The organism is Methylobacterium sp. J-072 (genome assembly GCF_022829425.1).
Classification (GTDB): Bacteria; Pseudomonadota; Alphaproteobacteria; order Rhizobiales; family Beijerinckiaceae; genus Methylobacterium.
Genome location: NZ_JAKSYK010000072.1, coordinates 30,080 through 54,037, shown reverse-complemented (window position 1 = coordinate 54,037; position 23,958 = coordinate 30,080). Strand labels below are relative to the sequence as shown.

24 protein-coding genes are annotated in these 23,958 nt (G+C 68.1%); 6 read left to right on the top strand and 18 right to left on the bottom strand.

The genetic code is table 11. The features are described from left to right. Positions 1-19: 19 nt before the first annotated feature. Positions 20-1,264: a discoidin domain-containing protein gene (locus MKK67_RS06970; protein WP_243963025.1), complete on the bottom strand. Its 1,245-nt coding sequence runs from the start codon at positions 1,262-1,264 to the stop codon at positions 20-22. Between the two features lie 76 nt (positions 1,265-1,340). Then, positions 1,341-2,723, bottom strand: coding sequence for a coagulation factor 5 8 type domain-containing protein (locus MKK67_RS06965; protein ID WP_243963023.1), 1,383 nt, complete (start codon positions 2,721-2,723; stop codon positions 1,341-1,343). A 357-nt stretch (positions 2,724-3,080) separates the two neighbouring features. On the opposite strand from MKK67_RS06965, the gene MKK67_RS06960 reads away from it, so the two are divergent. Further along, positions 3,081-3,680 (top strand): acyltransferase, encoded by a 600-nt coding sequence (locus MKK67_RS06960; protein WP_243963022.1) that lies wholly within the window; start codon positions 3,081-3,083, stop codon positions 3,678-3,680. A gap of 459 nt (positions 3,681-4,139) precedes the next feature. Here the strand turns inward: MKK67_RS06960 and MKK67_RS32860 are convergent, their stop codons facing one another. The 9 genes from MKK67_RS32860 to MKK67_RS06920 all read right to left on the bottom strand — a co-directional run bounded on the left by MKK67_RS32860 (position 4,140) and on the right by MKK67_RS06920 (position 11,516). Continuing rightward, entirely contained in the window at positions 4,140-4,367 is a 228-nt protein-coding gene (locus MKK67_RS32860; protein ID WP_409568374.1) for a DUF1127 domain-containing protein, read from the bottom strand. Positions 4,368-4,450: 83 nt separating this feature from the next. After that, entirely contained in the window at positions 4,451-5,134 is a 684-nt protein-coding gene (locus MKK67_RS06955) for a helix-turn-helix transcriptional regulator (protein ID WP_243963021.1), read from the bottom strand. Between the two features lie 85 nt (positions 5,135-5,219). Continuing rightward, the gene (locus tag MKK67_RS06950; protein WP_243963020.1) at positions 5,220-5,990 is read right to left on the bottom strand and encodes an anti-sigma factor family protein; all 771 of its coding nucleotides are present in this window, start codon (positions 5,988-5,990) and stop codon (positions 5,220-5,222) included. Next, a complete protein-coding gene (locus MKK67_RS06945; protein ID WP_243963019.1) occupies positions 5,987-6,529 on the bottom strand; it encodes a sigma-70 family RNA polymerase sigma factor in 543 nt (180 codons plus the stop codon). The genes MKK67_RS06950 and MKK67_RS06945 overlap by 4 nt, the downstream gene beginning before the upstream one ends. A gap of 117 nt (positions 6,530-6,646) precedes the next feature. Continuing rightward, positions 6,647-7,597, bottom strand: coding sequence for an N-acetyl-gamma-glutamyl-phosphate reductase (argC, locus tag MKK67_RS06940; protein WP_243963018.1), 951 nt, complete (start codon positions 7,595-7,597; stop codon positions 6,647-6,649). 78 nt (positions 7,598-7,675) lie between these two features. Next, a complete protein-coding gene (locus tag MKK67_RS06935) occupies positions 7,676-8,155 on the bottom strand; it encodes a YidB family protein (protein WP_243963017.1) in 480 nt (159 codons plus the stop codon). Between the two features lie 280 nt (positions 8,156-8,435). Further along, entirely contained in the window at positions 8,436-9,356 is a 921-nt protein-coding gene (locus MKK67_RS06930; protein WP_243963015.1) for a PhnA-like protein, read from the bottom strand. Positions 9,357-9,396: 40 nt separating this feature from the next. After that, positions 9,397-9,741, bottom strand: a complete 345-nt coding sequence (locus tag MKK67_RS06925) for a CsbD family protein (protein WP_243963013.1) — start codon at positions 9,739-9,741, stop codon at positions 9,397-9,399. A 314-nt stretch (positions 9,742-10,055) separates the two neighbouring features. After that, positions 10,056-11,516 (bottom strand): helix-turn-helix transcriptional regulator, encoded by a 1,461-nt coding sequence (locus tag MKK67_RS06920; RefSeq protein WP_243963010.1) that lies wholly within the window; start codon positions 11,514-11,516, stop codon positions 10,056-10,058. A 361-nt stretch (positions 11,517-11,877) separates the two neighbouring features. On the opposite strand from MKK67_RS06920, the gene MKK67_RS06915 reads away from it, so the two are divergent. Further along, positions 11,878-12,156, top strand: a complete 279-nt coding sequence (locus tag MKK67_RS06915) for a DUF1778 domain-containing protein (protein ID WP_243963039.1) — start codon at positions 11,878-11,880, stop codon at positions 12,154-12,156. Continuing rightward, on the top strand, positions 12,153-12,677 hold the full coding sequence (locus MKK67_RS06910; protein ID WP_243963009.1) for a GNAT family N-acetyltransferase: 525 nt from the start codon (positions 12,153-12,155) through the stop codon (positions 12,675-12,677). The genes MKK67_RS06915 and MKK67_RS06910 overlap by 4 nt, the downstream gene beginning before the upstream one ends. Before the next feature lie 91 nt (positions 12,678-12,768). On the opposite strand, the gene MKK67_RS06905 is transcribed toward MKK67_RS06910, so the two are convergent. From MKK67_RS06905 to MKK67_RS06875, 7 genes are all read right to left on the bottom strand, one after another. Continuing rightward, positions 12,769-13,677 (bottom strand): sugar phosphate isomerase/epimerase family protein, encoded by a 909-nt coding sequence (locus MKK67_RS06905; protein WP_243963008.1) that lies wholly within the window; start codon positions 13,675-13,677, stop codon positions 12,769-12,771. A 5-nt stretch (positions 13,678-13,682) separates the two neighbouring features. Beyond that, positions 13,683-14,552: a type I 3-dehydroquinate dehydratase gene (gene aroD, locus MKK67_RS06900; RefSeq protein WP_243963006.1), complete on the bottom strand. Its 870-nt coding sequence runs from the start codon at positions 14,550-14,552 to the stop codon at positions 13,683-13,685. Positions 14,553-14,730: 178 nt separating this feature from the next. Beyond that, a complete protein-coding gene (gene rpsI, locus MKK67_RS06895) occupies positions 14,731-15,216 on the bottom strand; it encodes a 30S ribosomal protein S9 (RefSeq protein WP_243963005.1) in 486 nt (161 codons plus the stop codon). Positions 15,217-15,218: 2 nt separating this feature from the next. Then, on the bottom strand, positions 15,219-15,680 hold the full coding sequence (rplM, locus tag MKK67_RS06890) for a 50S ribosomal protein L13 (protein WP_007565855.1): 462 nt from the start codon (positions 15,678-15,680) through the stop codon (positions 15,219-15,221). Positions 15,681-15,897: 217 nt separating this feature from the next. Next, positions 15,898-16,500 carry a CoA-binding protein gene (locus tag MKK67_RS06885; protein WP_243963004.1) on the bottom strand — a complete coding sequence of 201 codons (603 nt, stop codon included), beginning with the start codon at positions 16,498-16,500 and terminating at the stop codon, positions 15,898-15,900. 141 nt (positions 16,501-16,641) lie between these two features. After that, the gene (locus tag MKK67_RS06880) at positions 16,642-17,946 is read right to left on the bottom strand and encodes a nucleotide sugar dehydrogenase (RefSeq protein ID WP_243963003.1); all 1,305 of its coding nucleotides are present in this window, start codon (positions 17,944-17,946) and stop codon (positions 16,642-16,644) included. A gap of 339 nt (positions 17,947-18,285) precedes the next feature. Continuing rightward, positions 18,286-19,704 carry a M20 family metallopeptidase gene (locus MKK67_RS06875; protein WP_243963002.1) on the bottom strand — a complete coding sequence of 473 codons (1,419 nt, stop codon included), beginning with the start codon at positions 19,702-19,704 and terminating at the stop codon, positions 18,286-18,288. A 389-nt stretch (positions 19,705-20,093) separates the two neighbouring features. On the opposite strand from MKK67_RS06875, the gene MKK67_RS06870 reads away from it, so the two are divergent. Genes MKK67_RS06870 through MKK67_RS06860 form a run of 3 tightly spaced genes read left to right on the top strand, consistent with a single transcriptional unit; the run spans position 20,094 to position 23,776 of the window. After that, on the top strand, positions 20,094-21,884 hold the full coding sequence (locus MKK67_RS06870) for a peptide ABC transporter substrate-binding protein (protein WP_243963001.1): 1,791 nt from the start codon (positions 20,094-20,096) through the stop codon (positions 21,882-21,884). A gap of 34 nt (positions 21,885-21,918) precedes the next feature. Beyond that, the gene (locus tag MKK67_RS06865) at positions 21,919-22,878 is read left to right on the top strand and encodes an ABC transporter permease (protein ID WP_243963000.1); all 960 of its coding nucleotides are present in this window, start codon (positions 21,919-21,921) and stop codon (positions 22,876-22,878) included. Continuing rightward, positions 22,844-23,776, top strand: a complete 933-nt coding sequence (locus tag MKK67_RS06860; RefSeq protein ID WP_243962999.1) for an ABC transporter permease — start codon at positions 22,844-22,846, stop codon at positions 23,774-23,776. Before MKK67_RS06865 ends, MKK67_RS06860 begins: the two co-directional genes overlap by 35 nt. Positions 23,777-23,958: the final 182 nt, after the last annotated feature.

Genomic DNA, 23,958 nt, shown 5'->3' with positions numbered 1-23,958 from the left:
TGTCTTCAGGCAGGCCCGTTCAGCCGGCCGCGAAGATCTCGATCCCGTCGAGGTGCAGGACCTGCTCCTCGTCGAGATCGACCTTCAGGTAGCGGAACCGGGCCTTGTCGAACCGGAGATGCAGCGGGATGCCGGGATGCCAGTCGGCATCCACCGCGTCGAAGACGAGACGATACTCGGCCTCGGTCTCGCCCAGCCACACCCGCATCATCTGGGCGCGCTCGCTGGGCTGCCCCCAGCGGTTGTAGATGCGGATCTCCGAGACCCGCTCGACCGCGCCGAGATCGAGCACGAACCAGGGATTCGACTCGAGCGCCGTGTGGAAGAAGAACGACGGGTCGCCGGTGGTCCGCTCGCCGTAGAGGCCGCTCGTCCCGGACCAGGGCGAGGCGGAGCTGGCGCGCCAGGTCTTGCCGAGCGCGATGTTCTCGGACGGCCGCGCCGAGACCAGCGTGTCCATCTCCAATTCGCCGATCAGCGTCTTGATCTTCTTCGAGGCCTCCCGCAGGGGCGGGATCTCCAGGTCGAGCTTGTAGATCAGGTTCGACAGGATGCTCTGGTCGAAGCGGTGGTCGATGAAGCCGTCGAAATCGGCTAAGCCCATCTGGTTGGGGATGTCGGTGACGACCCGTTCGTCGCCGGCATAGCGCAGCCATTCGGCGACGAGGTTGCGGGTCTCCGGGCTGACCATGAAGGCGATCCAGGTCGCCTGGATCTGGTCGGCGTTCCAGTAGCGCTCGGTGTCGCAGTCCATGAGCACGAAGCAGTCGCGCTTGGTCCAGACCCGCTGCGGCTTGCCGTGCAGCACACCCACGGCCACCCGGCGTCCGGACCCGGCGAGCCAGGTCAGGAGCGGGGCGACCGGCGGCAGGGGCGCGTCGTCGATCGCCTGCATGCCGGTATCGGTGAACACGATGAAGTCGCCGTCGCGGCTCTGCGCCAGCGCCTCGGCGATGATGTAGGGCTTCCAGGCCCAGTTCCCGGCGCCGCGGGACCGGTCGAGGATCGCCCTGTGCGCCGCGTAGAACGGGGTCCCGCGCAACCGGTCGGGCGACCAGCTCTCGATCGTGTCGAAATCCCCGGTGGCGGCCGCGGCGGCCACGAGGCGGCGCTGGCTCTCGACGTAATGGTACTTCGCGGCGAAGCTGACCAGGGTCTTGCGGCGCGGACGCAGGCGCCGCCGCTGCCGCATCAGGATCTCGGCCCGGTGCATCGGGAAGGCGTTGACCCGCAGGGCCTCTGAGGGCTGGACAGCGCTGACCAAATTGATCCTCCGGGATAGCTCGCGGAGCTTGTCACCGACTTTCTGAACCACGGCAAGGCACGTCGCCCGAGGGCGTTCAGGCGTCGTCGAAGGCGAGGTTCTCGAGCGGGTAGTCAAGCATCAACTGCCGACGCTCCGGCGAGTTGTCCCATTCTCCGACTTTGGTGTACGCGCCCGCCACATCGAGTACTTCGATGATGGTCCCAATAGTTGGAATGCCACGAAAGTGTTGAGGCCAGCCGGAGGCGAAATAAAAGACTTGCTCAACAGACTCCGAAAGATGACAAACTCCTGGCCCAAAGGTTCCAAGGCCAAACACTAAGTAACGCCCGTTCGCTAGTGCCGCGACGTCGTCTGCCAGGGTGCCGCTCTGAGTTGCTAGTGGAATCCCAATTTCAGAAATATATGCCTCTAAGGCAGTGATAACCGGATTGAGACGGTTCTCGAAGACAATCTTAATCGATGAGATACGCTTCTCTGCGAGGAGGCGGCTAATGACCAATTTGTAAAAGGCTAGGGGTGGCTGGGGGTAATGGGGGGCGACCCAAGTGCTGAAAATATCGCCGGAGCGGATATGGATGAGCAATTGGTCGCGCGGTTTATCACTAAATTTGGCAGGTAAGCGATTAAAGAGTGGATGGATATATTTCGTTATGATGTGCCGGGATTCTTTTTGCTCAAGATCTTGTGACAGTTTTTGTACTTTGACGTCAAAAAACATTCCAGACAAAAAATAACCGTCATCGGGAAGCGCGTCTGTCGATGGTATGAAAGTTATGCCACCGATATCAACAGGGTGTTTTATGTCAAGAACTTCGCTTCTATCCATGATCGAGAGTTTGATATATTTAAGTTTAAGCGCGCGGCAGATGCCGATGGCGAGCAAGCATTGGATGATGAAATTGCCGAAGGCGCCATTCTCGTAGAGATCGATACCGACAAGAGCTAAGCTTTTCTGATTTGGGCTGCTCAGAAATCTGTAAGCTCTGTAAACATCGAGACCTGGACGCTCAGACACAATATCAAAATCTGCGTCGAGAAGCTTGCGCAGGGCGATAAGATCGAAACTGGTGCGCTCACTCCAGATACGCACGGCGCTTCCGATATTCAGCCCTACTCCGATTCGGATATAGCGTGTCCAGCTCGTCTCGCCCGGAACAAACTGCATCGACAGCGCGCCATCCTCCCCACCGACTGGCGGGATTATCTCAGGATGCGACCACGTCTCGCCGTCATCCGAGAATGCAACGATATCGTTGAACGTCTTCTGGATTGGCCTCGGGTTTGATGAGTCTATTTGTATAGACTGGATTGGAAACCGAAGGCCGAGGTCGATCTTCCGCCAGGAAAGGGATGGGTTTATTTCTGCTTGCAAGGAACCGTCCTGATTGACAGCTTGCCATGAGCCGCCCTGCATCAGGTCGATCAGATTTTGACGGTATACGGGTCCCATAGACATCAACGTGTGTTCCGTGCCTTTCCGCCTAACTGACTGCCGACAACCACACGCCCTGGAGCCTGGGTGTTGCAAGTTCAGGCCTTCTACCACGAGCGCGATCGTTGTCGCGGGACCGGCCTGCATTCAGGTAAGAGGGTGATCCGAGCGTTTAGCCCCATGGCAGGTGTCTCTACGGTAGCCCGCTACACCGGTCGAGGGGTGAGGGCGTCGAGAATCGGGGGATCCGCGCCGGATGGACAAGGCTCTCGAACCGATGCGATATTGGCGTGACTGTCGATGGAGTCTAGCGCTCGGTCCCTCGGTGCAGCATCATCGTTGTGGCTCACGCTGGATTGCGTAAGATGAGATTGATCGAGCATGCCAATCAAGATCGTTGACCGCGGCCACAATAACCAAATTGATACGTCTGACGACTTTCTTGAGACTCAAAATGGAACAATTTTTTTTGAGCGCGATAACAGCCATGTGATTATCGGTAAGAACTCTAACAGTGACGATATTTATTTGCATTGTGGGTCAGGTGCCGTGGTCCATATCGGCGATCACGTGCGATTGGCCAAAGCTAGAATGCATATTGTGGCTCCGACAAAATTAATTATCGCAGAGTTTACCTCATTTGTCGGCAGCGCTCAAATATCTACGCACGAGCCGGCGGAAATCACTTTTGGACACAACTGTCTTATTGCTGACGAGGTTACCCTTTCCGTCAGTGATATGCATTCAGTGATAGACTTGGAGACCGGCGCGCGTATCAATCCTGCACAGCCGATTATGCTCGGTCATCGTGTGTGGATCGGCGCGAGATCGACGGTTTTGAAAGGCACGACGATCGGCGATGGATCATTCATCGGTGCGCATTCGCTGGTGCGCGGGACGTTTCCAGCCAATGTCATGGCCGCAGGCGTGCCGGCTAGAATAATTCGATCGAATGTGACATGGCGCACTGAGTTGCTGTAATAATTCTCTTTTGTCGTAAAAATCATCCGGGGCGGTCGATCACTGTATCGATGTTTTGGATGCGGACTGTTTAAGGCTTCTCTTGCGATTTGACGAGGGTATCGAATGGGTTCGTGGTTGAGAAACCTCGGTGAACAGATGACGCTTGTTCGCTTTTACAGGGGAACAGAGCCCGGATCCGCTCCCGATCCCGAAAACCTCCGTCCACGCGGAATTGCAGTCAACGTCGTAGATCGGACGTTTTATTATCTCGATAATCAGGGTAAACTCGCGCAATGGAACGCTTCAGAAATGCCCGAAGACTTGTGGGATCGGTTCGCAAACGGATTCGAGGTAAAATCTAATATCTAGCATCGCTCAATGGTACGCAGCGACTGCGAATGAAAGCTCGGCGTTTGATCGATCGGGCCGAGCTCCCAATATTGTGGGTTGCTGTACCGCTTGTCGCGTAAGGAGCTGTCAGCCGAGGTTCGGTCTGAGCATTGCGGAGTGCATCACAACTAGCGCCCGACTCGGTCTTATGCCGGGTGCTGCCGGGTGGCGGCAACCGTCGTCGCAGAACCCGCGTAGGGTGCGCCGGTCCAGGCCGACATCACACAGGGCGTCGTCGTCGAGCGCCGAGAGGACGCGGTAGGTTCGCGCAGCCGCGCGCCGGACTCGGATGGATCTCAAGATCGAGACGAGCATATCACGCTCTCCTCCGCCATGAATATTAATGTTGTGTCGATATTCGACGGATGTGAGCGTCGTTTTATGCTGCGTTACGCGCATCACTCATTTGAGCGATGCTGCGTTGAAAATCGTGTCGGCTGCCAATTTGCTTCGGCGGCCGCCGCGACCGGAAGCGGGCACAGCAGCAGGAGGCGCATCAGCTCGGCCTGCCGGCGGGTGCCGGTCTTCTCGAACAGGCGGCGCAGATGCGCGCGGGCCGTGTGCAGGGTGACCCGGCGCCGGGCCGCGCTCGCCGCGAGGTCGTGCCCGGCCATGATGTCGGTGGCGAGCGCCGCCTCGGCGGGGGTGAAGCCGAACTGCGCCTGCAGCACGCTCGGGTCCGGCAGCGGGGCGGAGGCGGGGTCGATGACGCGCAGGAGCACGGCGTTGCCGGGGATCGCGCAGGCGGCGATCAGGAGGGTGCCGGTCTCGCCCGCGAGGCGGAGGGAGCAGCCGGTGCCGACCGCGCAACGGGCGATGAGCCGGCCGATCGCCGCGCCGTGCTCGGGCGATCCGCTGCACAGGCATCCGTTCTGGAGGCGCAGCAGGCCTCTGCGGATCAGGGTCTGCGCGGCGTGGTTCAGGAAGAGCGCGCGTCCGGACCGGTCGGTCACCGCCACGCCCTGTTCGAAATGCTCGATCAGGAGGTGAAGCGCGGCCTCCACGGGGACCGGGTCGGGGGCGGCTCGCGGGGCGCCGAACCCGCAGGCCGGGCGCGTGTCTCGGTCGGAGATGGCAATCACGCGCGGCCCCCGTCGGATCGATGCGGATGACGGGGTGAAGAACCCGAGTCCCCTCGCCTTTATTCCCGGGGCGGACTGGAATTCGTCAGCGCGGCCGGGCGGTCCGGGTGCGGTACAGTTCGACGAAGCCGCGCAGGTCCCGGGCATTGAGGTCCGATATGGCCCAGTAGGTGAGATCGCCGGCCTCCCAGCGCTCGATGAACGTCCCGTCGCGGCGCTCCTCGCCGGCCGGCGCGCCGTCGGTCGCCGGGACCACCGTGACGCTGATCACGTGCCGGTCGTGGCGGTAGACCAGGGTCGGCACCGGCTTGCCGTCGACGATGTCGACCCGGCCGCCGACCAGGGGGTAGCCCCGATCGGCCAGGTCGGGGGCGTCGGGTGCGATGGTCGTGCGGCCGTTGAACCACGGCTTGACCACGTGCCCGTCCGCGGAGGCGATATCGAAGGGCTGCGGCGCGGCGAGACCCCGCAGATGGCCGGCGAGCACGGCCTCGGCCGCCGGGGCGGGCGCTTCGGCGGTCCCGAGCGGGACGAGGCCGCCCCCGATCGACGCGCCGATGGCGAGTCCCGCCACCAGCGTCGCGGCGAGCGCCGGCCAGGACCCGAACCAGGCGCGGCGGGGCTCGGGATCGGCGAACCCGACCTGCTGGACGATCCGCCCGCGCAGGGTCTCGGGGGTCGGCACCTCCGCCAGCGTGGTCCGCACGGCACCCGAGAGGCCGCGGAGGCGCTCGGCCAGCGCGCGCAGGTCCGGCTCGGCCGCGAGGCGGCGCTCCATGGCCAGCACCTCGCCGGGCGACAGCTCGCCGTCGGCGTAGGCGCTCAGCAGCAGGAGGGTTTCGTCGTCGCCGGTCATCGCCCGTCCTTCGCGAGCCGTTCGAGCAGGTGCTGGCGCGCCCGCGCCAGACGCGACATCACGGTCCCGATCGGCACGCCCGTCACCTCGGCGATCTCCCGGTAGCCGAGGCCGTGGTATTCCCGCAGGACCAGCGCCTCCCGGAACGGGACCGGCAGCGCCTCGATCGCCTGGCTGAGCCGCCCGGCCTCGTCGCGGGCGATGAGGGCGGTCTCGGGGGTCTCCGGCGCCTCGGCGAGCACGCTCCCGGCATCCAGGGCGGCCCGGGTCGCCGGGGCGAGGTCCTCGGCGAAGATCACCGCGCGCGGCCGGTGCCGCTGCAGCCACGAATAGCCGGTGTTGCGGACGATGGTCAGGAACCACGCCCTCGCATTGCCCTCCGCGAAGGTCTCGATCGCCCGGTAGGCGCGCAGACACGCCTCCTGCATCACGTCCTCGGCGTCGGTGGCGTTGCCGGTGAGCCAGTGCGCGAGCCGGTAGCCCTCATCGAGGCGGGGCAGGACCAATTGGCTGAAGCGCGCACGGGCGAGCGTCGTCATGCGCCGCCGCCCCCCGGATTCCTCTCTCGCGCCGCCATCCGCCGCTCACCCCGCAGCTCCGCGCCCCGGAATGAAAACCGCCAAGCCGCCCCGGGTATTCCCGAGGTCGGCAAAAAATCAGGCGTCGAGCCCGAGCATCAGCCCGAGATTCTGCACCGCCGCGCCGGAGGCGCCCTTGCCGAGATTGTCGAGGCGCGCCACCAGCACCGCCTGCCCGTGCTCGGACGAGCCGAACACCCGCAGCTCCAGCCGGTCTGTGTCGTTGAGATCCTCGGGCGTGATCTTTTCGCGGTGGGCGCCGGCCTCGGCGCCGGTCACCACCTGCACCAGGGGCTGACCGGCGTACCAGTCGCGCAGCGCCGCCTCCAGATCGCCGGCCGCGGGCTTGCCCGGCAGCGCGTCGAGGTGGAGCGGCACGCTCACCAGCATGCCCTGGCGGAAATTGCCCACCGACGGCACGAAGATCGGCCGCCGGGCGAGCCCGCTATAGAGCTGCAATTCCGGCACGTGCTTGTGGGCGAAGCCGAGGCCGTAGAGCAGGAACGGCGCCGCGCTGCCCCGTTCGTACTCCTCGATCATGCCCTTGCCGCCGCCGCTATAGCCGCTGACCGCGTTGACGCTGATCGGGAAATCCGCCGGGATCAGGCCCGCCTCGACCAGGGGGCGCAGCAGCGCGATGCCGCCGGTCGGGTAGCAGCCGGGATTGGCCACGCGCCGGGCGCGGGCCACGGCGGCACCCTGCTCCCGGGTCATCTCCGGGAAGCCGTAGGTCCAGCCGGGGGCGACCCGGTGGGCGGTGCTGGCGTCGAGGATGCGCGGGCCGCCCTCGGGCAGGCTGTCGGCGAGCGCCACCGTCTCCTTGGCGGCGTCGTCCGGCAGGCACAGGACCGCGAGGTCGACCTCGGCGAGCAGCGCGCGCTTGGCCTCCGGATCCTTCCGGTGCTCGGGCGCGATGCTGCGCAGGGCCACGCGGCCGTCGCGCTCCAGGCGCTCGCGGATGCCGAGGCCGGTGGTGCCGGCCTCGCCGTCGATGAACACGATGGGCCGCGTCGCTGCTTCGCTCGCCATGATCCGTCTCGCAGGCCAGAATCACACCCGGCCGTTACGCCTCGGAGGTGGAGCCTGCGGACGCCCCTGTCAACGCCGTCAGGTCGGCAGGCGGCCGTCGGGCGAGTAGCGATCGATCGCCGAGGGCAGCTCGCGGGACAGGCGCGCCAACAAGGCCGCCCGGCTGAGCCCGGTCTGCTGCGTCAGGTGATCGAGGGTCTCGGGCCCGATGGCGCGCTCGAGGTCGGTCTCGGGGATGTCGCGGTTGGTGCCGTGATTGATCCACGAGGTCGCGGTCTCCCCGTGGCCGCCCTTGGTGAAGTGGTCGACCAGTTCGCTGAGGCCGCTGGCGATCAAGCCGCCGACCCCGGCCGTCCCGGCGCCGCCCAGCAATCCGCCGATGCGGGAAAGGGGATCGGTGCCGCTCGCGGAGGCGGGGTTCGGCACGGACGGGACGGGCGACGGTGCGGTCCCGTGATCGTGGCCCTTCAGCAGCTCGGCGAGCTTGTCGCGGTTCTGGTAGCCGGCCAGGGCCAGCAGGCCCAGCAGCGCGGTCATCGAGGGGTAACCCTTGCTCATGGCGTGTCCTCTTCGCTGTCCGCCGAAGGCGTGTCACTCGCGGGCCCCGGCCGGCGGAATCCGGGGCTCGCGACGGGTGTCAGCGCGGGCGACGCGACGGGGCCGCGGACCGGCCGGCGAAGCGGCGGCCGACATAGGCGATCAGCTTCGGCAGGACGAAGATGGTGAGGAGCTTGCGGATCATCGGGGTTCTCCGTGGAGGGGACGGGGGAAGCGACCGGATCGGGATCCGGTCGCCAATCGAGGGACCCCCGCGCGAGGTGCGCGGGGATCGCGGGTCTCAGGCGCGGCGGGTGCCGTAGGAATCCACCAGGGTCTCGACCTTCGGGGCGCCGAGGCGACCGCCCAGGAAGGCGGCCAGCGCGCCGAGGATCAGCGCGAGGGCGGCGTAGAAGGCGCCCTGCGTGGCCGCCGACTTCGTGGCGACGGCGGCAGCCTCGGCCTTCTGCTTGGCGGTGGCGACCGCCTGGTCGTACTGCTTCTCGTAGTCCTGGATCTGCTGCTTGGCCTGGTCGGCCGGGATGCCCTGCGCCTTGGCGAGGGCGTCCGCGGCCCGGGTCTCGGCCTGCTGCTTCTGGGCCGGGTCACCGGTCAGAACCGCGCGGACCGCCGCCACGGCCGCGTCACGCGCCGCCTGCGGATCCTGGCCGGACGCCTGCTGGCGCACGGTGCTCTCGATCCCGTCGAGCGGGTTCGTGATCTTCGACAGCGAGGGCGCCGCGGCCTGGGCGGCCGTCTGAACCGTACCGCCGACGAGGTTGCCGGCACCGCCCAGCGTGGTCGCCACGCCGTTGAAGGCACCGCCGACGATGCCGCCCACCGCCGAGGTCAGCAGGTAGAGGACGACCAGGGTGGTCACCGACCAGGAGACCAGGCCGTGCAGGCCGGCCGCGCCGCCCACCGGCTTGCCCGAGAGCCGCCCGGCCAGGAAGCCGCCGATCAGCGAGGCGACGATGCCCGAGGCTACGAACCAGATGCCGGCGCTCATCGACAGGGTCGAGGCGGCCGGGTTGTCGGCGGCGTTCATGCCGACGCTGGACAGGCCGATGCCGACGCCGAGCATGTTGAGGATCACCTGGGCGACCAGCGCCGTGGTGGCACCCGCGAAGATCGCACCCCACGACACCTGGTGGAGAAGGACGGTGCGCGCGTCGCTCGTATGGGCGAGCGGCGCGGTCGAGAGGCTGGGGGAAGCGGTCACTGTGGACTCCTGGTCGTCGTGTCGGAAAGGGTGCCGGCGCTCAGCGGCGGGCGTGCATGAGCAGGGCGAGGCCGTAGCCGACGGCACCGGCGATCAGCAGCGCGACGAGCGGGCTTTCCTCGACCTGCTGGGCCACGGCGCGGGTGCCCCGGCGGGCGTAGTCGCCGGCGTTCTCGTAGGCGTCCTCGGCGTAGCGGCCGGCCTCGTCGGCGACGTTGCGGGCGGTGTCCTTGGCTTGGCCGTAGAGATTCTCGGCCGAGCCCTGGGCCTCGCGGAAGCGCCCCTCGACCGAGTCGCTCTTCGAGCCGGTGAGGTCGCCCACGGCGCCCTGGGCCTTGCCGACGAATTCCTTGGCGGCTCCGGTCACGCGATCGGTATCAACCATGGTGTTTCTCCTGTTGGGGTGTTGCGGTTTGGGGTGGTGGGTGTGCGCCGCTCGACCCGGACTGCGCGTGGCGCGGCATCCGGGGTCTCGCGTCGGACTTCTGCGAAGCGTGCCGAGCCGGGCTGCTCGTCGCGGCGATGCCGCGTCGCCGGGCCCTGGGCTCTGATGAGTGAACCCGAGACCGGACCGAGGGTTGCCCGCATGACGGTCTCGATTTCGAAATTCGGACTTCTCGCGGATTGATCTCGAACGATACCGCAGGTGGGATCTGATTTGCTCGGATCAATAGTTAATTCATACCGGTATCGTTCAGCTCATGTACTGGCTTCCCGCGTGGTGAAGCCGTTGTCCCGGCCCCAGACGATCACCTCGGTGCGCTTGTGGACGCCGAGCTTGCGATAGAGCGAGGCGGCGTGGTTGCGCACGGTGTTGCGCGACAGGTTCAACCGCTTGGCGATGGCCTCGTCGGAGAGGCCGGCGCAGACCAGCCCGAGGATCTGGCGCTCCCGGACCGTCAGGCTCTGGACGCCCTCGTCGGCGCTGTCCCGGCCGGGATGGCGCAGGCCGGCGAGCTTCTCGATCAGGCCGCGGCTGAACCACGAGGTGTCGGCCATCACGGTCTCGATCGCGGTGAACAATTCGCGCTCGGAGCGCTTGCGCTCGGTGATGTCCTGGAGCACCGCGAGTACGTAATCGTCGTCGCCGATCACCACCCGCTCGGCCGAGACGAGGCAGTCGATCTCGGTTCCGTCCTCGTGCCGCATGCACGTCTCCAGCCCGAGCACGTAGCCGGTGCGCCGGACCGTCGCCTCGAACTTCGCCCGGGCGGACTCCGAGATCCACAGGCCCATCTCCTCGGCGGAGCGGCCGATGGTCTTGTCCTGGCCGTAGCCGAAGATCCGCGGGAAGGCCTCATTGACGGCCGTGACGGCGAAGCCGTCGGCCCGGGCGAGGAGCGTCGGCACCGGGGTCATCCGGAACGCCGTGGCGAAGCGCGCCTCGCTCTGGCGCAGGGAGGTCTCGGCCTTCTTGCGCAGCTCCAGATCCGCGAAGGTGAAGAGCATGCACGGCTCCTCGCCCATCTCGATCGGCTGGCCGGCCACGATGACGAAGCGGGTGCCGCCATCCGGGAGCTGCAACCGGGCCTCCATCTGGGGAATGGTCGCGCCGGCATTGAGCCGCGTCACCGCCAGGTCGCGCTGCTTGGCGTCGGCCAGCACGTCGACCTCGTAGACGCTGCGCCCGATCACCTGATCGCGGGTGTGGCCGGTCATCTCCAGGAAGCCGACATTGACCTTGACGTGGCGCAGGTCGGACAGGCGGGTGATCACGGCGGGCGCCGGGTTGGCGTTGAAGGTCTTTTCGAACCGCTCCTCGGCCTCGAATTGCGGCGTGACGTTCTGGAGGATCAGCGCCAGGCAGCTCGGCTGCCCCGCATGGTCGGTGGCGACCAAGCTGCGCAGGGAATGGACGAAGGCGACGTCCGGCTGGTCCGTGCGCACCACCTCGACGATGACGTCGTGGAACGTCTCGCCCCGAACCACCCGCTCGATCGGGTAATGCTCCAGCGGCCGGTTGTTGCGGTAGCGGACCGAGAACCGGTCCCGGTAGGCGTCGACGGTCTCGCCGAGCTCCTCCAGGCTGCCGGCGCCGTGCATGGCGAGCGCCGCGTCGTTGGCCCAGGTTATCGTCTGGTCCGGCTCGACCAGGATCACGCCCTCGGTCAGGCCGGCGATGATCTGCCTCAGCTCGTGTCTGTCGACGCCCGCGGTCACGGTGGTTCAGCTGCCTCGCCTGATGCGACCCGGACTGGATCGGCGGCGGGTAACAGGTCGCGGGCCCGGTTGTTCCGTTGTGCGCAATCGTTTTGCTGGTATATTTTACTTAGGTCAGTAATCGGGCGCGGTGGTGCGGGAGTTCAGGCCGATGGCCCGGAATCGTGGGATCAGCGTGCGCGACGGTGATTGCGTTGGCGAGCTGTCACCAAATCCGATCCCTGCGTTTCGAGAACTGGGTGCGGCATGGAGTGAGCGGATCGCTACCCTTGCCCTCGGACATCGTCGCGCGGTCCTGTCTTGCGCCGCTGCGGCGACGATTGTACTCATTCAAGACGTACAAGGCTTGGGGGGAAGGGTGATGCCGCGGGCGTCGATCGATGACAGCAAGCGCATGAACCTACGGATTTCTCCGGAGGTGAAAGCCAAGCTCGTGCGGGCCGCAGCCTTGCGCAACACCGACCTGACGAACTTCGTGACGCAGACGGCCCTACGGGAGGCCGAAGCGGTTATCGAGGCGGCCGAGGTTCTACGCCTTTCCGAGCGCGACTACGCGCGCGTCCTCGCGCTACTCGAAGATCCGCCGCCGCCCAATGAGAAGCTGCGGGCTGCGATCGCGGCATTGCCAGACGCTCCGTGACGCTGCCTGCTTGGCGCGAAGAGGCCATCGCGAAGTCTCACGATCGCCAATCCTTCGACTGCGGCAACGCGGCGATGAATGATTTCCTACGCCGCCACGCCCGGCAGAGCCACGTACAGAACGCGGCAAAAACCTTCTGCGCGATCGAGACATCCGCGTCCCATCGCATCCTGGGCTTCTACACGATCGCCCCCTCGGCTGTCGCGCGTGAGACAGTGCCGGCGGCAATGGCGAAGGGCTTGCCCCGATATGAAGTCGCGGGGTTCAAGCTCGCTCGGATCGCCACGGATCTGACGGTTGCAGGGCAAGGGTTGGGCGGCCAACTCCTCGCCGCCGCGGCTCGGCGCTGCCTACGGGTCGCGGCCGAAGCCGGCGGCGTGTTGCTGATCATCGACGCCAAGGATGAGCGTGCAGCGCGGTGGTATGCCGGTTACGGGGCTGAGTCGCTTCATGGCCGGCCGCTCACGCTGGTCATGCCGCTGGCGACCTTTGCGACCGAACTCACCACGAATGGGCTTTGACCCTGCTCCGCGAAATCCTGCTCGTTTGAACGATAAGGGTGGACCTGCAGCCGCCGGCAAGCCGGCCTTCGAGGGGACGGAAGTTCCATTCCTATCGGGCCGCGTTGGCGCCCTCGGACAGCAGTTTCTGCAACGCCCCAAAGGCCTGCTTCGCGACGGTCTCGGGCGATTCGCCCTTGAGCCGATCGTTAAAGACCTCCAGCCCGACCGGCCCGCGATAGCCGATCGCGCTGAGCTTTCCGACGAGGCCGGACAGCGGCAGGCGTCCGTCGCCCGGGAGCAGGCGCGCGTGCCGGGCCACCTCCCGGTAGTCCGACGGCTGCACCGGGCCGGGGATATCGGAGAACTGCACCAGGAAGATCCGCTCGGGCGGAACGTCGCCGAGGATCGCCGGCGTCTCGCCGCGGACGAACAGGTGGTAGCTGTCGACCACCAATCCGGCATGGCGCGGGTCGAGGTTGCGGATCGTCGCCCAGGCGCCGGCGTGCGACGGATTGACCGTGCTCCAGGCCAGGCCCTCGTAGGCGATCCGCAGGCCGCGGCGGCGCGCCTCGTCCACCAGCCAGACCAGATCCTCGGTGATGCGGGCCGGATCGCAATCGGGGTCGGTGGAGGCGGGGGCGAGCAGCGTGGAGGCGCCGACCGCCGCCGCGGTGTCGAGCATGGTCAGGGCCTCGGCCCGCTTGGCGGCGCGCTTGTCGCCGGGCGCGCCGTCGAAATCGAGCAGCACCTGATAGTCGGTGAGGCCGAGGCCGATCTCGGTGACGAGGGCGCGCACGCCCGCCGCCCCGCCCTCGGCGCGGGCCACGTCGGTGGTCCAGAGCTCGACCTGATCGAACCCGGCGGCCCGGGCGGCGCGGAGCTTCTGCTCCGGCGAGCCGCCGAGCAGCACGGTGTTGATGAAGCTGGGGCCGGGCAGCAGGGGCGCCGCCGAGGCGCGCCCGACCGCGAGGCCCAGACCGAGGCCGATCCCGGTGGCGAGGAAGCTGCGTCTGTTCATCCGTATCAAGGCTCCAGGGCGCGGCCGAGCGCGTCGATGACGGATCGCAGGTCTGCCACGTCCATCTGGCCTGGAGCTGAGGCCGCCCCGACCTTGCCGAAGGTCGCGGCCGAGCCGAACACCGCCCCGGAGACCCGCGTCACGGCGCCGAGCGCGCCCATCGCCATGGTCAGCAGGGGACGGTCGGGGTGGCGGGACCGCATCTGCCGGGTGGCGTCGAGCAGGCGGATCACGTCGCCCGCATCCTTGGGCATCACGGCGAGCTTGCAGATGTCCGCGCCCCGGGCGGCCTGCTCCTCGAGGAGGGCCAGCATCCGCTCGGTCGGCGGCGTGCCGCCGAAATCGTGGTGCGAGAGCAGGACCGCCACGCCCGCACCCTGCGCGCGCCTCTGCACGGCGGCGACCGCGGGTGCCTCCAGCAAGGCGCCTTCGAGGTCGATCAGGTCCACGGCCTTCGTGTCGAGCAGGGCCTGGTAGAGCGCGGCATAGCGGGGCGGCTCGATCGCGGTCTCGCCGCCCTCGCGCTGCGTCCGAAACGTCGCCAGCAGCGGCTTGCCGCCGATGGAAGCCGCGACCGGCGCCGCCAGGGCGGCCGCGGCGGCGGGGTCGAGGGCCTCGGCGAGGTGGTCGATTCGCAGCTCGACGATGTCGATCTCGGGCCGCCCCGCGAGCGCACGCGCCTGTTCGAGCACGGCCTCCGGCGTCTTGCCGGCGAGCGAGACGATGATCTTGGGCCGGCCCGCGCCGATCGCCAGGCCCTTCACCCGGACGACACCACCCGGGGCGGCTCCCGCCGGGGCCGGTCCCGCCAGGGCGAGCAGGGCCGCGCCGCCGGCGCCGGCCGCGAGGAGGTCACGTCGCTTGAGGTCGGCCATCGTGTCGGTCCCGTCGTCCGGATGGGGTGAGCCGCGCGCGATTCGCCGGTGCGCTCCGCAGCCCGTGAACGGCCGCGCTCGGGCGCCGCCGTCAACCCCGGCACAGACCGGCCCGAACACGAAAAAGGGCGGCTCCCGCAGGAACCGCCCTCCCCCAAACCGTCGATGAAACCGCGGATCAGCGCTTCGAGAACTGGAAGCTGCGGCGGGCCTTCTTGCGGCCATACTTCTTGCGCTCGACCACGCGGGCGTCGCGGGTCAGGAAGCCTTCGCGCTTGAGCGGGGCGCGCAGCTCCGGCTCGAAGTAGGTCAGCGCCTTCGAGAGGCCGTGGCGCACGGCGCCGGCCTGACCCGAGAGACCGCCGCCGGCGACCGTGACGTTGATGTCGTACTGGTCGACGCGGTTGGCGATCTCCAGCGGCTGGCGCAGGATCATGCGCAGCACCGGACGGGCGAAGTAGACCTCGACCGGACGCTTGTTGATCGTGACCGTGCCCTTGCCGGGCTTGATCCAGACGCGGGCGACCGCGTCCTTGCGCTTGCCGGTGGCGTAGGCGCGGCCCTGCGCGTCCAGCTTCTGGACGTGGACCGGGGCCTCGTTGGCGGGGTCGACCGCGCCGGTATTCGCCCGGTTGAGGTCGGCGAGGGACTGGAGGGTCGCCATGATCAAGCGCTCACGTTCTTGCGGTTGAGGGCGCCGACGTCGAGCGCCTGCGGCTGCTGGGCGACGTGCGGGTGCTCGGCGCCCTTGTAGACGCGGAGGTTGCCGAGGATCTGCCGGAAGAGCGGGCCGCGGGGCAGCATGCGCTCGACGGCCTTCTCGACGACGCGCTCAGGGAAGCGCCCTTCGAGGATGAACTTGGCCGTGCGCTCCTTGATCCCGCCCGGGTAGCCGGTGTGGTAGTAGTAGCGCTTCTGGACGTACTTGCGGCCGGTGAACTTCACCTTGTCCGCGTTGACGACAATGACGTGGTCACCGCAATCGACGTGGGGCGTGTAGGCGGCCTTGTGCTTGCCGCGCAGGCGCATGGCGACGATCGAGGCGAGGCGGCCGACGACGAGGCCCTCCGCGTCGATCACGATCCACTTCTTGTCGACCTCGGCGGGCTTTAGCGAGGTGGTCTTCATGGTGAGATCCCAGGGTTCCGACGCGCCGGAACCCCGACGGATCGGGACGCGGACAGCCTCGGGGTGCCGAAAAACGAGCCGCCGCGTGGGGAGCACGCGGCGGCGACGGCCGGTGGATAGCCGGGGATGCCCAGTCCGTCAACCGATAAAATCGAAATCCCGAAAACGCCTTTTTCTGGAATGACTTGGCATTAGCGGTAACATGATACCGCGTCGCTCATTCCGGGCGCTTGCCCCGCTCGGCGATGGTGAGCCGCTGGACGCCGCGGCCGGCCAGCACCGGCTTCTTCGCGGTGAGGATGCGCGAGTTCACCCCGGTCCAGCCGATCTCCCCCGAGAGCCGGCCGTACTCGATCTTCGGGCAGCGGTTCATGATGACCGTGAGCCCGCGCGCCTCGGCCCAGGCGGCGGCCGCGTCGTCGCGCACGCCGAGCTGCATCCAGATCACCTTGGGCAGCGGCTCGAGGGCGAGCGCCTCGTCCACCAGGGGGCCGGCGGCGGCGGAATTGCGGAAGATCTCGACCATGTCGATCGGTTCCGGAACCTCGGCGAGGGAGGCCACCACCCGCCGCCCGAGGAGATCCTGCCCGGCGAGGCCCGGATTGACCGGACTCACCGCGTAGCCCCGGTCGAGCAGGTATTTCAGCACGATCCAGCTCGGGCGGGCTGGGTTCGCGGAGGCGCCGACCAGGGCGATCGTGCGCGTGTCGGTCAGGATTTTTCGGATCTGCGCCTCGGGATAGCGCGCGTGCCGGGCGGCGAAGTCCGGATCCGGCGCGTCCGGCGGTGGCGTCCCTTGGCCGTCATTGGTCTGGTGCATGCCCGCCGCTCCCGCCGTACCCTACGGTTTCCTGCTCACGCGCTCGGCCTATCGACCCGCGCCGTCATCTCGAGCGCGCAGCGAGCCCGTCAGCGGGATGCCCCATCATCGCTGAGCCGCCGGCCTTGCGGAAGGATTCTGTCAGAGCCGCCAGACATTGTGCCCCAGCGCCCGGAACGCTTCCGCCTCGTAGAGGGCCTTCACGTCCACGATCAGGCCCCCGGGCTTGAGCAGCGCGGCGATCTCCGCCGGGGCGCGCGCGGAATAATCCCGGTGCGGCACCGCCACCACCACGGCGTCGGCCGCGTCGGGCAGGTCGGCCCAGTCGACCAGGTCGATGCCGTACGCGGCTCTTGCCTCGTCCTTGCGGGCACGGGGATCGTGGACCGACACGGCGCAGCCGAACTCCGCCAGCTCCCGGATCAGGTCGGCGACCTTGGAGTTGCGCAGGTCCGAGCAATTCTCCTTGAAGGTCAGGCCGAGCACGATGACCCTGGCGCCCCGGGCGCTGCCCCCTTGCCGGACGATCAGCTTGACGGTCTTGCGGGCGACATGGGCGGCCATGCTGTCGTTGATCCGACGCCCGGCCAGGATCACCTGCGGGTGGTGGCCGACCATCGCGGCCTTGTGGGTCAGGTAATAGGGATCGACCCCGATGCAGTGGCCCCCGACCAGCCCCGGGCGGAACGGCAGAAAGTTCCACTTGGTGCCGGCGGCCTGCAGGACCTCCTGGGTGTCGAGGTCGAGCTTGTCGAAGATCTGCGACAGCTCGTTCATCAGCGCGATGTTCAGGTCGCGCTGGGTGTTCTCGATGACCTTGGCGGCCTCCGCGACCCGGATCGACGAGGTCGCGTGGATCCCGGCCTCGATGATCGTCCCGTAGAGCGCCGTGAGATGCGCCAGGGTCTCGGGAGTGTCGCCGGCCACGATCTTCACGACCTTGGCGAGGCTGTGCTCCCGGTCGCCGGGATTGATCCGCTCGGGCGAGTAGCCGACCCAGAAACCCGCCTTCCAGCGCAGGCCGGAATGCTGCTCCAGAACGGGGACGCAGACCTCCTCGGTGGCGCCGGGATAGACCGTGGATTCGAACACCACGATCGCCCCGTCCCGCATGTGCCGCCCGACCAGCGCCGAGGCCTCGGTGAGCAGGCTGAAATCCGGCCTCTGGGCATCGTCGACGGGGGTCGGTACCGTGACGATGATCACGTCGGCCTCCGACAGGGCGGCCGGGTCGTCGGTGATCGCCAGGTGGGTTGCGGCCCGGAACGCCGCCGGCTCGATCTCCCCGGCCGGGTCGATCCCGTCCCGATAGGCCGCGACCTTGGCGGGGGCGCGCTCGTAGCCGATCGTGCGCAGGCCCTGGCCGAACGCCAAAGCGAGCGGAAGACCGACATAGCCCAGGCCGACGATGGCCACGCAGGTCGTTTCGGAGGGGGTGACGTCCATTGATGATGCCGTGCGGGGCGCGTGCCGCCCGGATCGGGTCATACCCGCTCTCGGCGGGTTCCGGTATGCGGGGGCGAGGGCGCATCGCCTGACAGCGCGCGCGCCCTCCCCCGCCCTCTGCGGGCTACGATGTTCTCACATCGGCTTGTGCAAGGCGCGGGTCCCCTCTCCCGTGCGGGAGAGGGCTGGGGTGAGGGACCAGGTTCATCCGGAGAGGGCGCATCCCTCACCCTGTCCCTCTCCCGCACGGGAGAGGGGACCCGCGCCGCATCCGGAAGCACCTGAAACCGGTCGCCCACACGGGGGCGAGAAACGCACGCGCTTGGTCGGCGACCGCCCTCACCCCAGCGACATCCGCAGCGGCGGCGCCACCTCCGGGGGCAGGGGCGAGACGTAGCCCCCGGCGCCGACCCGGCGGGCGAGGTCGGCCTTGGCGGCCGCGCGCAGGGCCGGATCGGTGAGCGCCAGGGCGCCGGTGGCGGCCATCGCCTTGGCGACTTGGACCATCGCCTTGTGGGCCGCGGGGCTGCGCCCCTGGGCCACCACCTGCCAGGTGTGGAACGGGGTTCCGATCGCCACCGTCGGGGCGTGGGCCTGCACGGTCGGCACCACCCAGCTCACGTCGCCGACATCGGTGGAGCCCACCGCCGGGTTGCGCGGGGCGTCGAGCGGCACCAAAAAGTCGGCGAGCGGCGCCTCTGTGCGCGGCAGCCCGATGGCGCGGAACACGGCATCGATGTCGCCGTCGCTGAGCGTGCCCCGGATCGCGCTGGCGAAGGCCCGGTCGGCGGCGTCGAAATGTGGCGGCCCGAGTTCCTCCATGACCCCGTGGAGCGCCCGCTCCAGCGGGTCGTTGCCGAGCAGGTTCGACACGGCGCTGACGATCCGCATTTCGACGCTGGTCTCGGTCATCAGCGCGGCGCCTTGCGCCACCTTCTTCACCCGCTCGACGAGCGCCAGCATCCCCGGCAGGTCCCGCGCCCGGATCGAGTAGCGCACCCGGGCGCTCGCCTGGACGACGTTGGGGGCGATGCCGCCGGCGTCGAGATAGGCGTAGTGCACCCTTGCGTCCGAGGGCATGTGCTCGCGCATGTAGTTCACGCCGACGCTCATCAGCTCCACCGCGTCCAGCGCCGAGCGGCCGAGATGCGGCGCGGCGGCGGCGTGAGCGGTCCGGCCGGTGAAGATGAAGTCCGCCCGGGTGTTGGCCAGCGCCACCGGGGGCGCCACCTCCCAGAAGCTGCCGGGGTGCCAGGAGATCGCGATGTCGGCATCCGCGAAGGCACCCTCGCGCACCATGAACGCCTTGGCGGCCCCGCCCTCCTCGGCCGGGCAGCCGTAATAGCGCACGCGGCCGGGGGTGCCGGTCTCGGCGAGCCAATCCTTCACGGCGGTGGCGGCCAGCAGCGCCGCCGCCCCGAGGAGGTTGTGGCCGCAGCCATGGCCGTGGCCGCCCGGCTCCACGGGCCGGTGCTCGGCGACGCCCGCCTCCTGCGACAGGCCCGGCAGCGCGTCGTATTCCCCCAGGAAGGCGATGACCGGACCGCCCTCCCCGGCCTCGCCCATCACCGCGGTGGGGATGCCCGCGACCGGCTCGGTGACGCGAAAACCCTGGTGGCGCAGCTCCGCCGCGTGCTCGGCGCAGGAGCGCGTTTCCGTGTAGCAGACCTCCGGCATGCCCCAGACGCGCTCGGAGAGGGCGATCAGCCGCTCCTTCTGCGCGTCCACGTGGCGCCACACGGCGTTGCGGTTGTCCATCCGGTCGTCTCCGAGCGTGTCGCTGGGCGTGTCGCACGACCATAGCGGGTGCGGCACCCTGCATGTCAGGCGTTTCCCGGTCTCGTCGCTCGGCCGATCCTTCCACCGTCATCGCGAGTGCAGCGAAGCGACCCAGGGATCCGCCACGGTCCAAGATCGCGCGCTGCCCTGGCTTGCTTCGCTGCGCTCGCAATGACGGGGAAGGCCGTTCGAGGTCTTCGACCGGAATCCGTATCCGGCTCCGTCATGCAGGGCCGGGGCCAGGCTGCCGAGGCCCGGCGATGAGGTTTCGGCCGAAGCGTAACTGGCGCGCCCCTTGCCAAGAGCCTTGCCAAGGCCGCACCCAGAAGGATGCTGTGTGGGTCGCGGCGACAATCAGGGATCGATGCATGGACGAGCGGGATCTGCGCGGGCTCATCGGGCGGGTGAAGTCCGGGGACCTGTCACGGCGCGGCTTCGTGCAGCGGATGCTGGCGGTCGGCCTCTCCGCACCGCTGGCCGGGCTGATGCTGGCCGAGAACGGGGTGGCGATGGCCGCCGATCTCCGGGCCGCCTACAAGCCGGCCAAGGCCGGGGGCGGCGGCGCGCTGCGGCTGCTCTGGTGGCAGGCGCCGACCCTGATCAACCCGCATTTCGCCATCGGGACCAAGGACCAGGAAGCCTCCCGGATCTTCTACGAGCCGCTGGCCGCCTGGGACCCGGACGGCAACCTCGTGCCGGTGCTCGCCGCCGAGATCCCGTCCAAGGAGAACGGCGGGCTCGCCGCGGATGGCCGCTCGGTGGTCTGGAAGATCAAGCCCGGGGTGACGTGGCACGACGGCAAGCCGCTCACCGCCGACGACCTCGTCTTCACCTGGGACTACGCCCGCGACCCCGCTACCGCGGCGGTCACGATCGGCTCCTACAAGGACTGCAAGGTCGAGAAGGTCGACGACCTCAGCATCCGGATCCTGTTCGACAAGCCGACGCCGTACTGGAGCGATGCCTTCGTGGGCACCGTCGGCATGGTGATCCCGAAACACCTGTTCGCCGCCTATACCGGCGCCAAGTCCCGGGAGGCGCCTCAGAACTTGGCGCCGGTGGGCACCGGCCCGTACCGGTTCCTCGAATTCCGGCCCGGCGACATCGTCCGCGGCGAACGCAATCCGAATTACCACCTGCCCAACCGCCCCTATTTCGACAGCGTCGAGATGAAGGGCGGCGGCGACGCGGTCTCGGCGGCCCGGGCCGTGCTCCAGACCGGCGAGTACGACTACGCCTGGAACCTGCTCGTCGAGGACGAGGTGCTCAAGCGCCTGGAAACCGGCGGCAAGGGCCGGGTCGACGTCGTCTACGGCGGCAAGCTCGAGTTCCTGCTGCTCAACACCACCGACCCGAATGTCGAGGTCGACGGCGAGCGGTCTTCGCTCAAGACCAAGCACCCGGCCTTCTCCGACCCGAAGGTCTGCCACGCGATGAGCCTGCTGGTCGATCGCAAGTCGATCCAGGACTACATCTACGGCCGCACCGGCCGGGCCACGGCCAATTCGGTGAACGGCCCGGAGCGCTTCGTCTCGAAGAACACAAGCTTCGCGTTCGATCCGGCCAAGGCCAACGCGCTCCTCGACGAGGCCGGCTGGGCGAAGGGCTCCGACGGCGTGCGGGCCAAGGACGGCAAGCGCCTGAAGCTGCTGTTCCAGACCTCGATCAACGCCCCGCGCCAGAAGACCCAGGCGATCATCAAGCAGGCCGCCGCCAAGGCCGGCATCGAGATCGAGCTGAAATCGATCACCGGCTCGGTGTTCTTCTCCTCCGACACCGCCAACCCGGACACGTTCCCGCATTTCTACGCGGACATGGAGATGTACGCGATCAGCATGACTCAGGCCGACCCCTCGACCTGGCTGCTCCAGTACGTCTCCTGGGAGGCCGCCACCAAGGAGAACAAGTGGCAGGGCCGCAACATCGCGCGCTGGCGCAACGCCGATTACGACGCCGCCTACAAGGCCGCCCAGGCCGAACTCGATCCGGTCAAGCGCGCCGCCCTGCTGATCAAGGCCAACGACCTCGCGGTCTCGGAGAACATCCTGCCGCTGATCCACCGGGCCGAGGTCTCGGGGGTCTCCGCCAAGCTCGTGGCGCCGCGCAGCGGCTGGGACAACGACCTGTCGTTCCTGCCCGAATGGAGCCGGGAGGCCTGAGCGGGAGCCGCGCACCAAGAATCGAGGCACAACAATGGGCGCCTACATCCTGCGCCGGCTCCTGATCGCGATCCCGAGCCTGCTCGGGATCAGCCTGATCCTGTTCGTCGTCCTGGCGCTCGCGCCGGGCGACCCGTTCGGCGAGCTCGCCGCCAACCCCAACGTGCCCCCGGAGGTGCGCGCGGCCCTGCGGATCAAGTTCGGCCTCGATGACCCGATCTTCACCCGCTACCTGCGCTGGCTCTGGGCGATGCTGCACGGGGATTGGGGTTTTTCGTTCGCCAGCCGGGTGAACGTCGACGCCCTGATCCTGCAACGGCTGCCCACCACCCTGTTCGTGGTCGGCTCCTCGCAGGTCCTGGCCCTGCTGGTGGCGGTGCCGGTGGGCCTCTACGCCGCCCGCCGGCCCTACTCGCTGGCCGACCAGGTCGCCAACACCCTGGCCTTCGTGGGCTTCTCGCTGCCGACCTTCTTCACCGGCCTGCTGTTCATCCTGCTGTTCTCGATCAAGCTCGGCTGGCTGCCCTTCGTCTACCAGGCCAACCTCCCCGGCACCGGCCTGGCCTGGGCCTGGGAGACTATCCGGCAGGCGATCATGCCGGTGGCGGTGCTGGGCTTCTTCCAGGCGGCCTCCTACACCCGCTACGTGCGCGCCTCGGCGCTGGACGTCGCCCGCCTCGACTACGTCACCACCGCCCGGGCCAAGGGGCTCACCGAGGGCACGGTGACCCGCCGGCACATCGCCCGCAACGCCCTGATCCCGGTGGTGACGCTCGTCGCCCTGCAGATCCCGGCAGTGTTCGGCGGCGCCATCGTCACCGAGCAGATCTTCCGGATCCCCGGCATCGGCTCCCTGCTGATCGACGCGATGCTGGCCAACGACACGCCGGTGGTGATGGCCGTGACCTTCGTGTTCGCCGGCCTCGTCGTCCTGTTCAACCTCGTCGCGGACCTGCTCTATGGCTGGCTCGACCCTCGCATCGCCCTCCGTTGAGGCGCCCCCTCGCGCCCGCGCCCCGGCCTCGCCCGGGCGGGAGACCTTGCGGCGCTTCCGCCGGCACCGGCTGGCGCTGGCGAGCGTCGCCGTGCTGGCGGTGCTGGTCGGCGGCGTGCTGTTCGGCGGCCTGATCTGGCCGCTCGCCATCGACGACATCGACTTCGCCGCCCAGCTCCAGGGCCCATCCTGGGCGCACCCGTTCGGCACCGACGATCTCGGCCAGGACCTGCTCGCCCGGATGATCTATGGCGGCCGGATCTCGCTCGCGGTGGGCTTCGCCGCGATGGCGGTGGCGAGCTTGATCGGAATCGTGGTCGGGGCGCTCGCCGGCATGTCGCGCCGGCTGCTCGATCCGGCCTTGATGTGGCTGACCGACCTGTTCCTGTCCCTGCCGCAACTGCCGCTGCTGCTCCTGATCATCTACCTGTTTCGCGACAGCCTGAAGGCCGTGTTCGGGGTCCAGGGCGGCGTCTTTCTCATGATCGTCGCGGTGATCGGGGGGCTGCGCTGGATGCCGGTCGCCCGGCTGGTGCGGGCGCAGTTCCTCACCCTGCGGGAGAAGGAGTTCGTCGAGGCGGCCCGCTCGCAGGGGGCGACCACCGGGCACCTCGTGCGCCGCCACATCCTGCCGAACGCGCTCGGGCCGGTGATCGTGGCCGCCTCCATCGAGGTCTCGGCGGCGATCATCGCGGAATCCACACTGTCGTTCCTCGGCCTCGGCTTCCCCCCGGACATCCCGACCTGGGGCCGGCTGCTGTTCGACGCCAAGGACCATCTCGACGTCGCCCCGCACTGGGCGCTGTTCCCCGGCGGCGCGATTTTTTTGACGGTCCTGTCGATCAACTTCATCGGTGACGGCCTACGCGACGCCCTCGACCCGCGCCGGGTTTTTTGACGTGGGGCGGCCTGCTTCCGGATCTCCCACCCGACCCCCTCATCCTGAGGTGCCCGGTGATCGCAGATCGCTGGGCCTCGAAGGAGCCCTCCAGCCGGCCGCGCGATCCCTGGAGGGCTCCTTCGAGGCCTCCGCTCCGCTTCGGCACCTCAGGATGAGGTGCAGGGTGGGAGGCGCGGAGC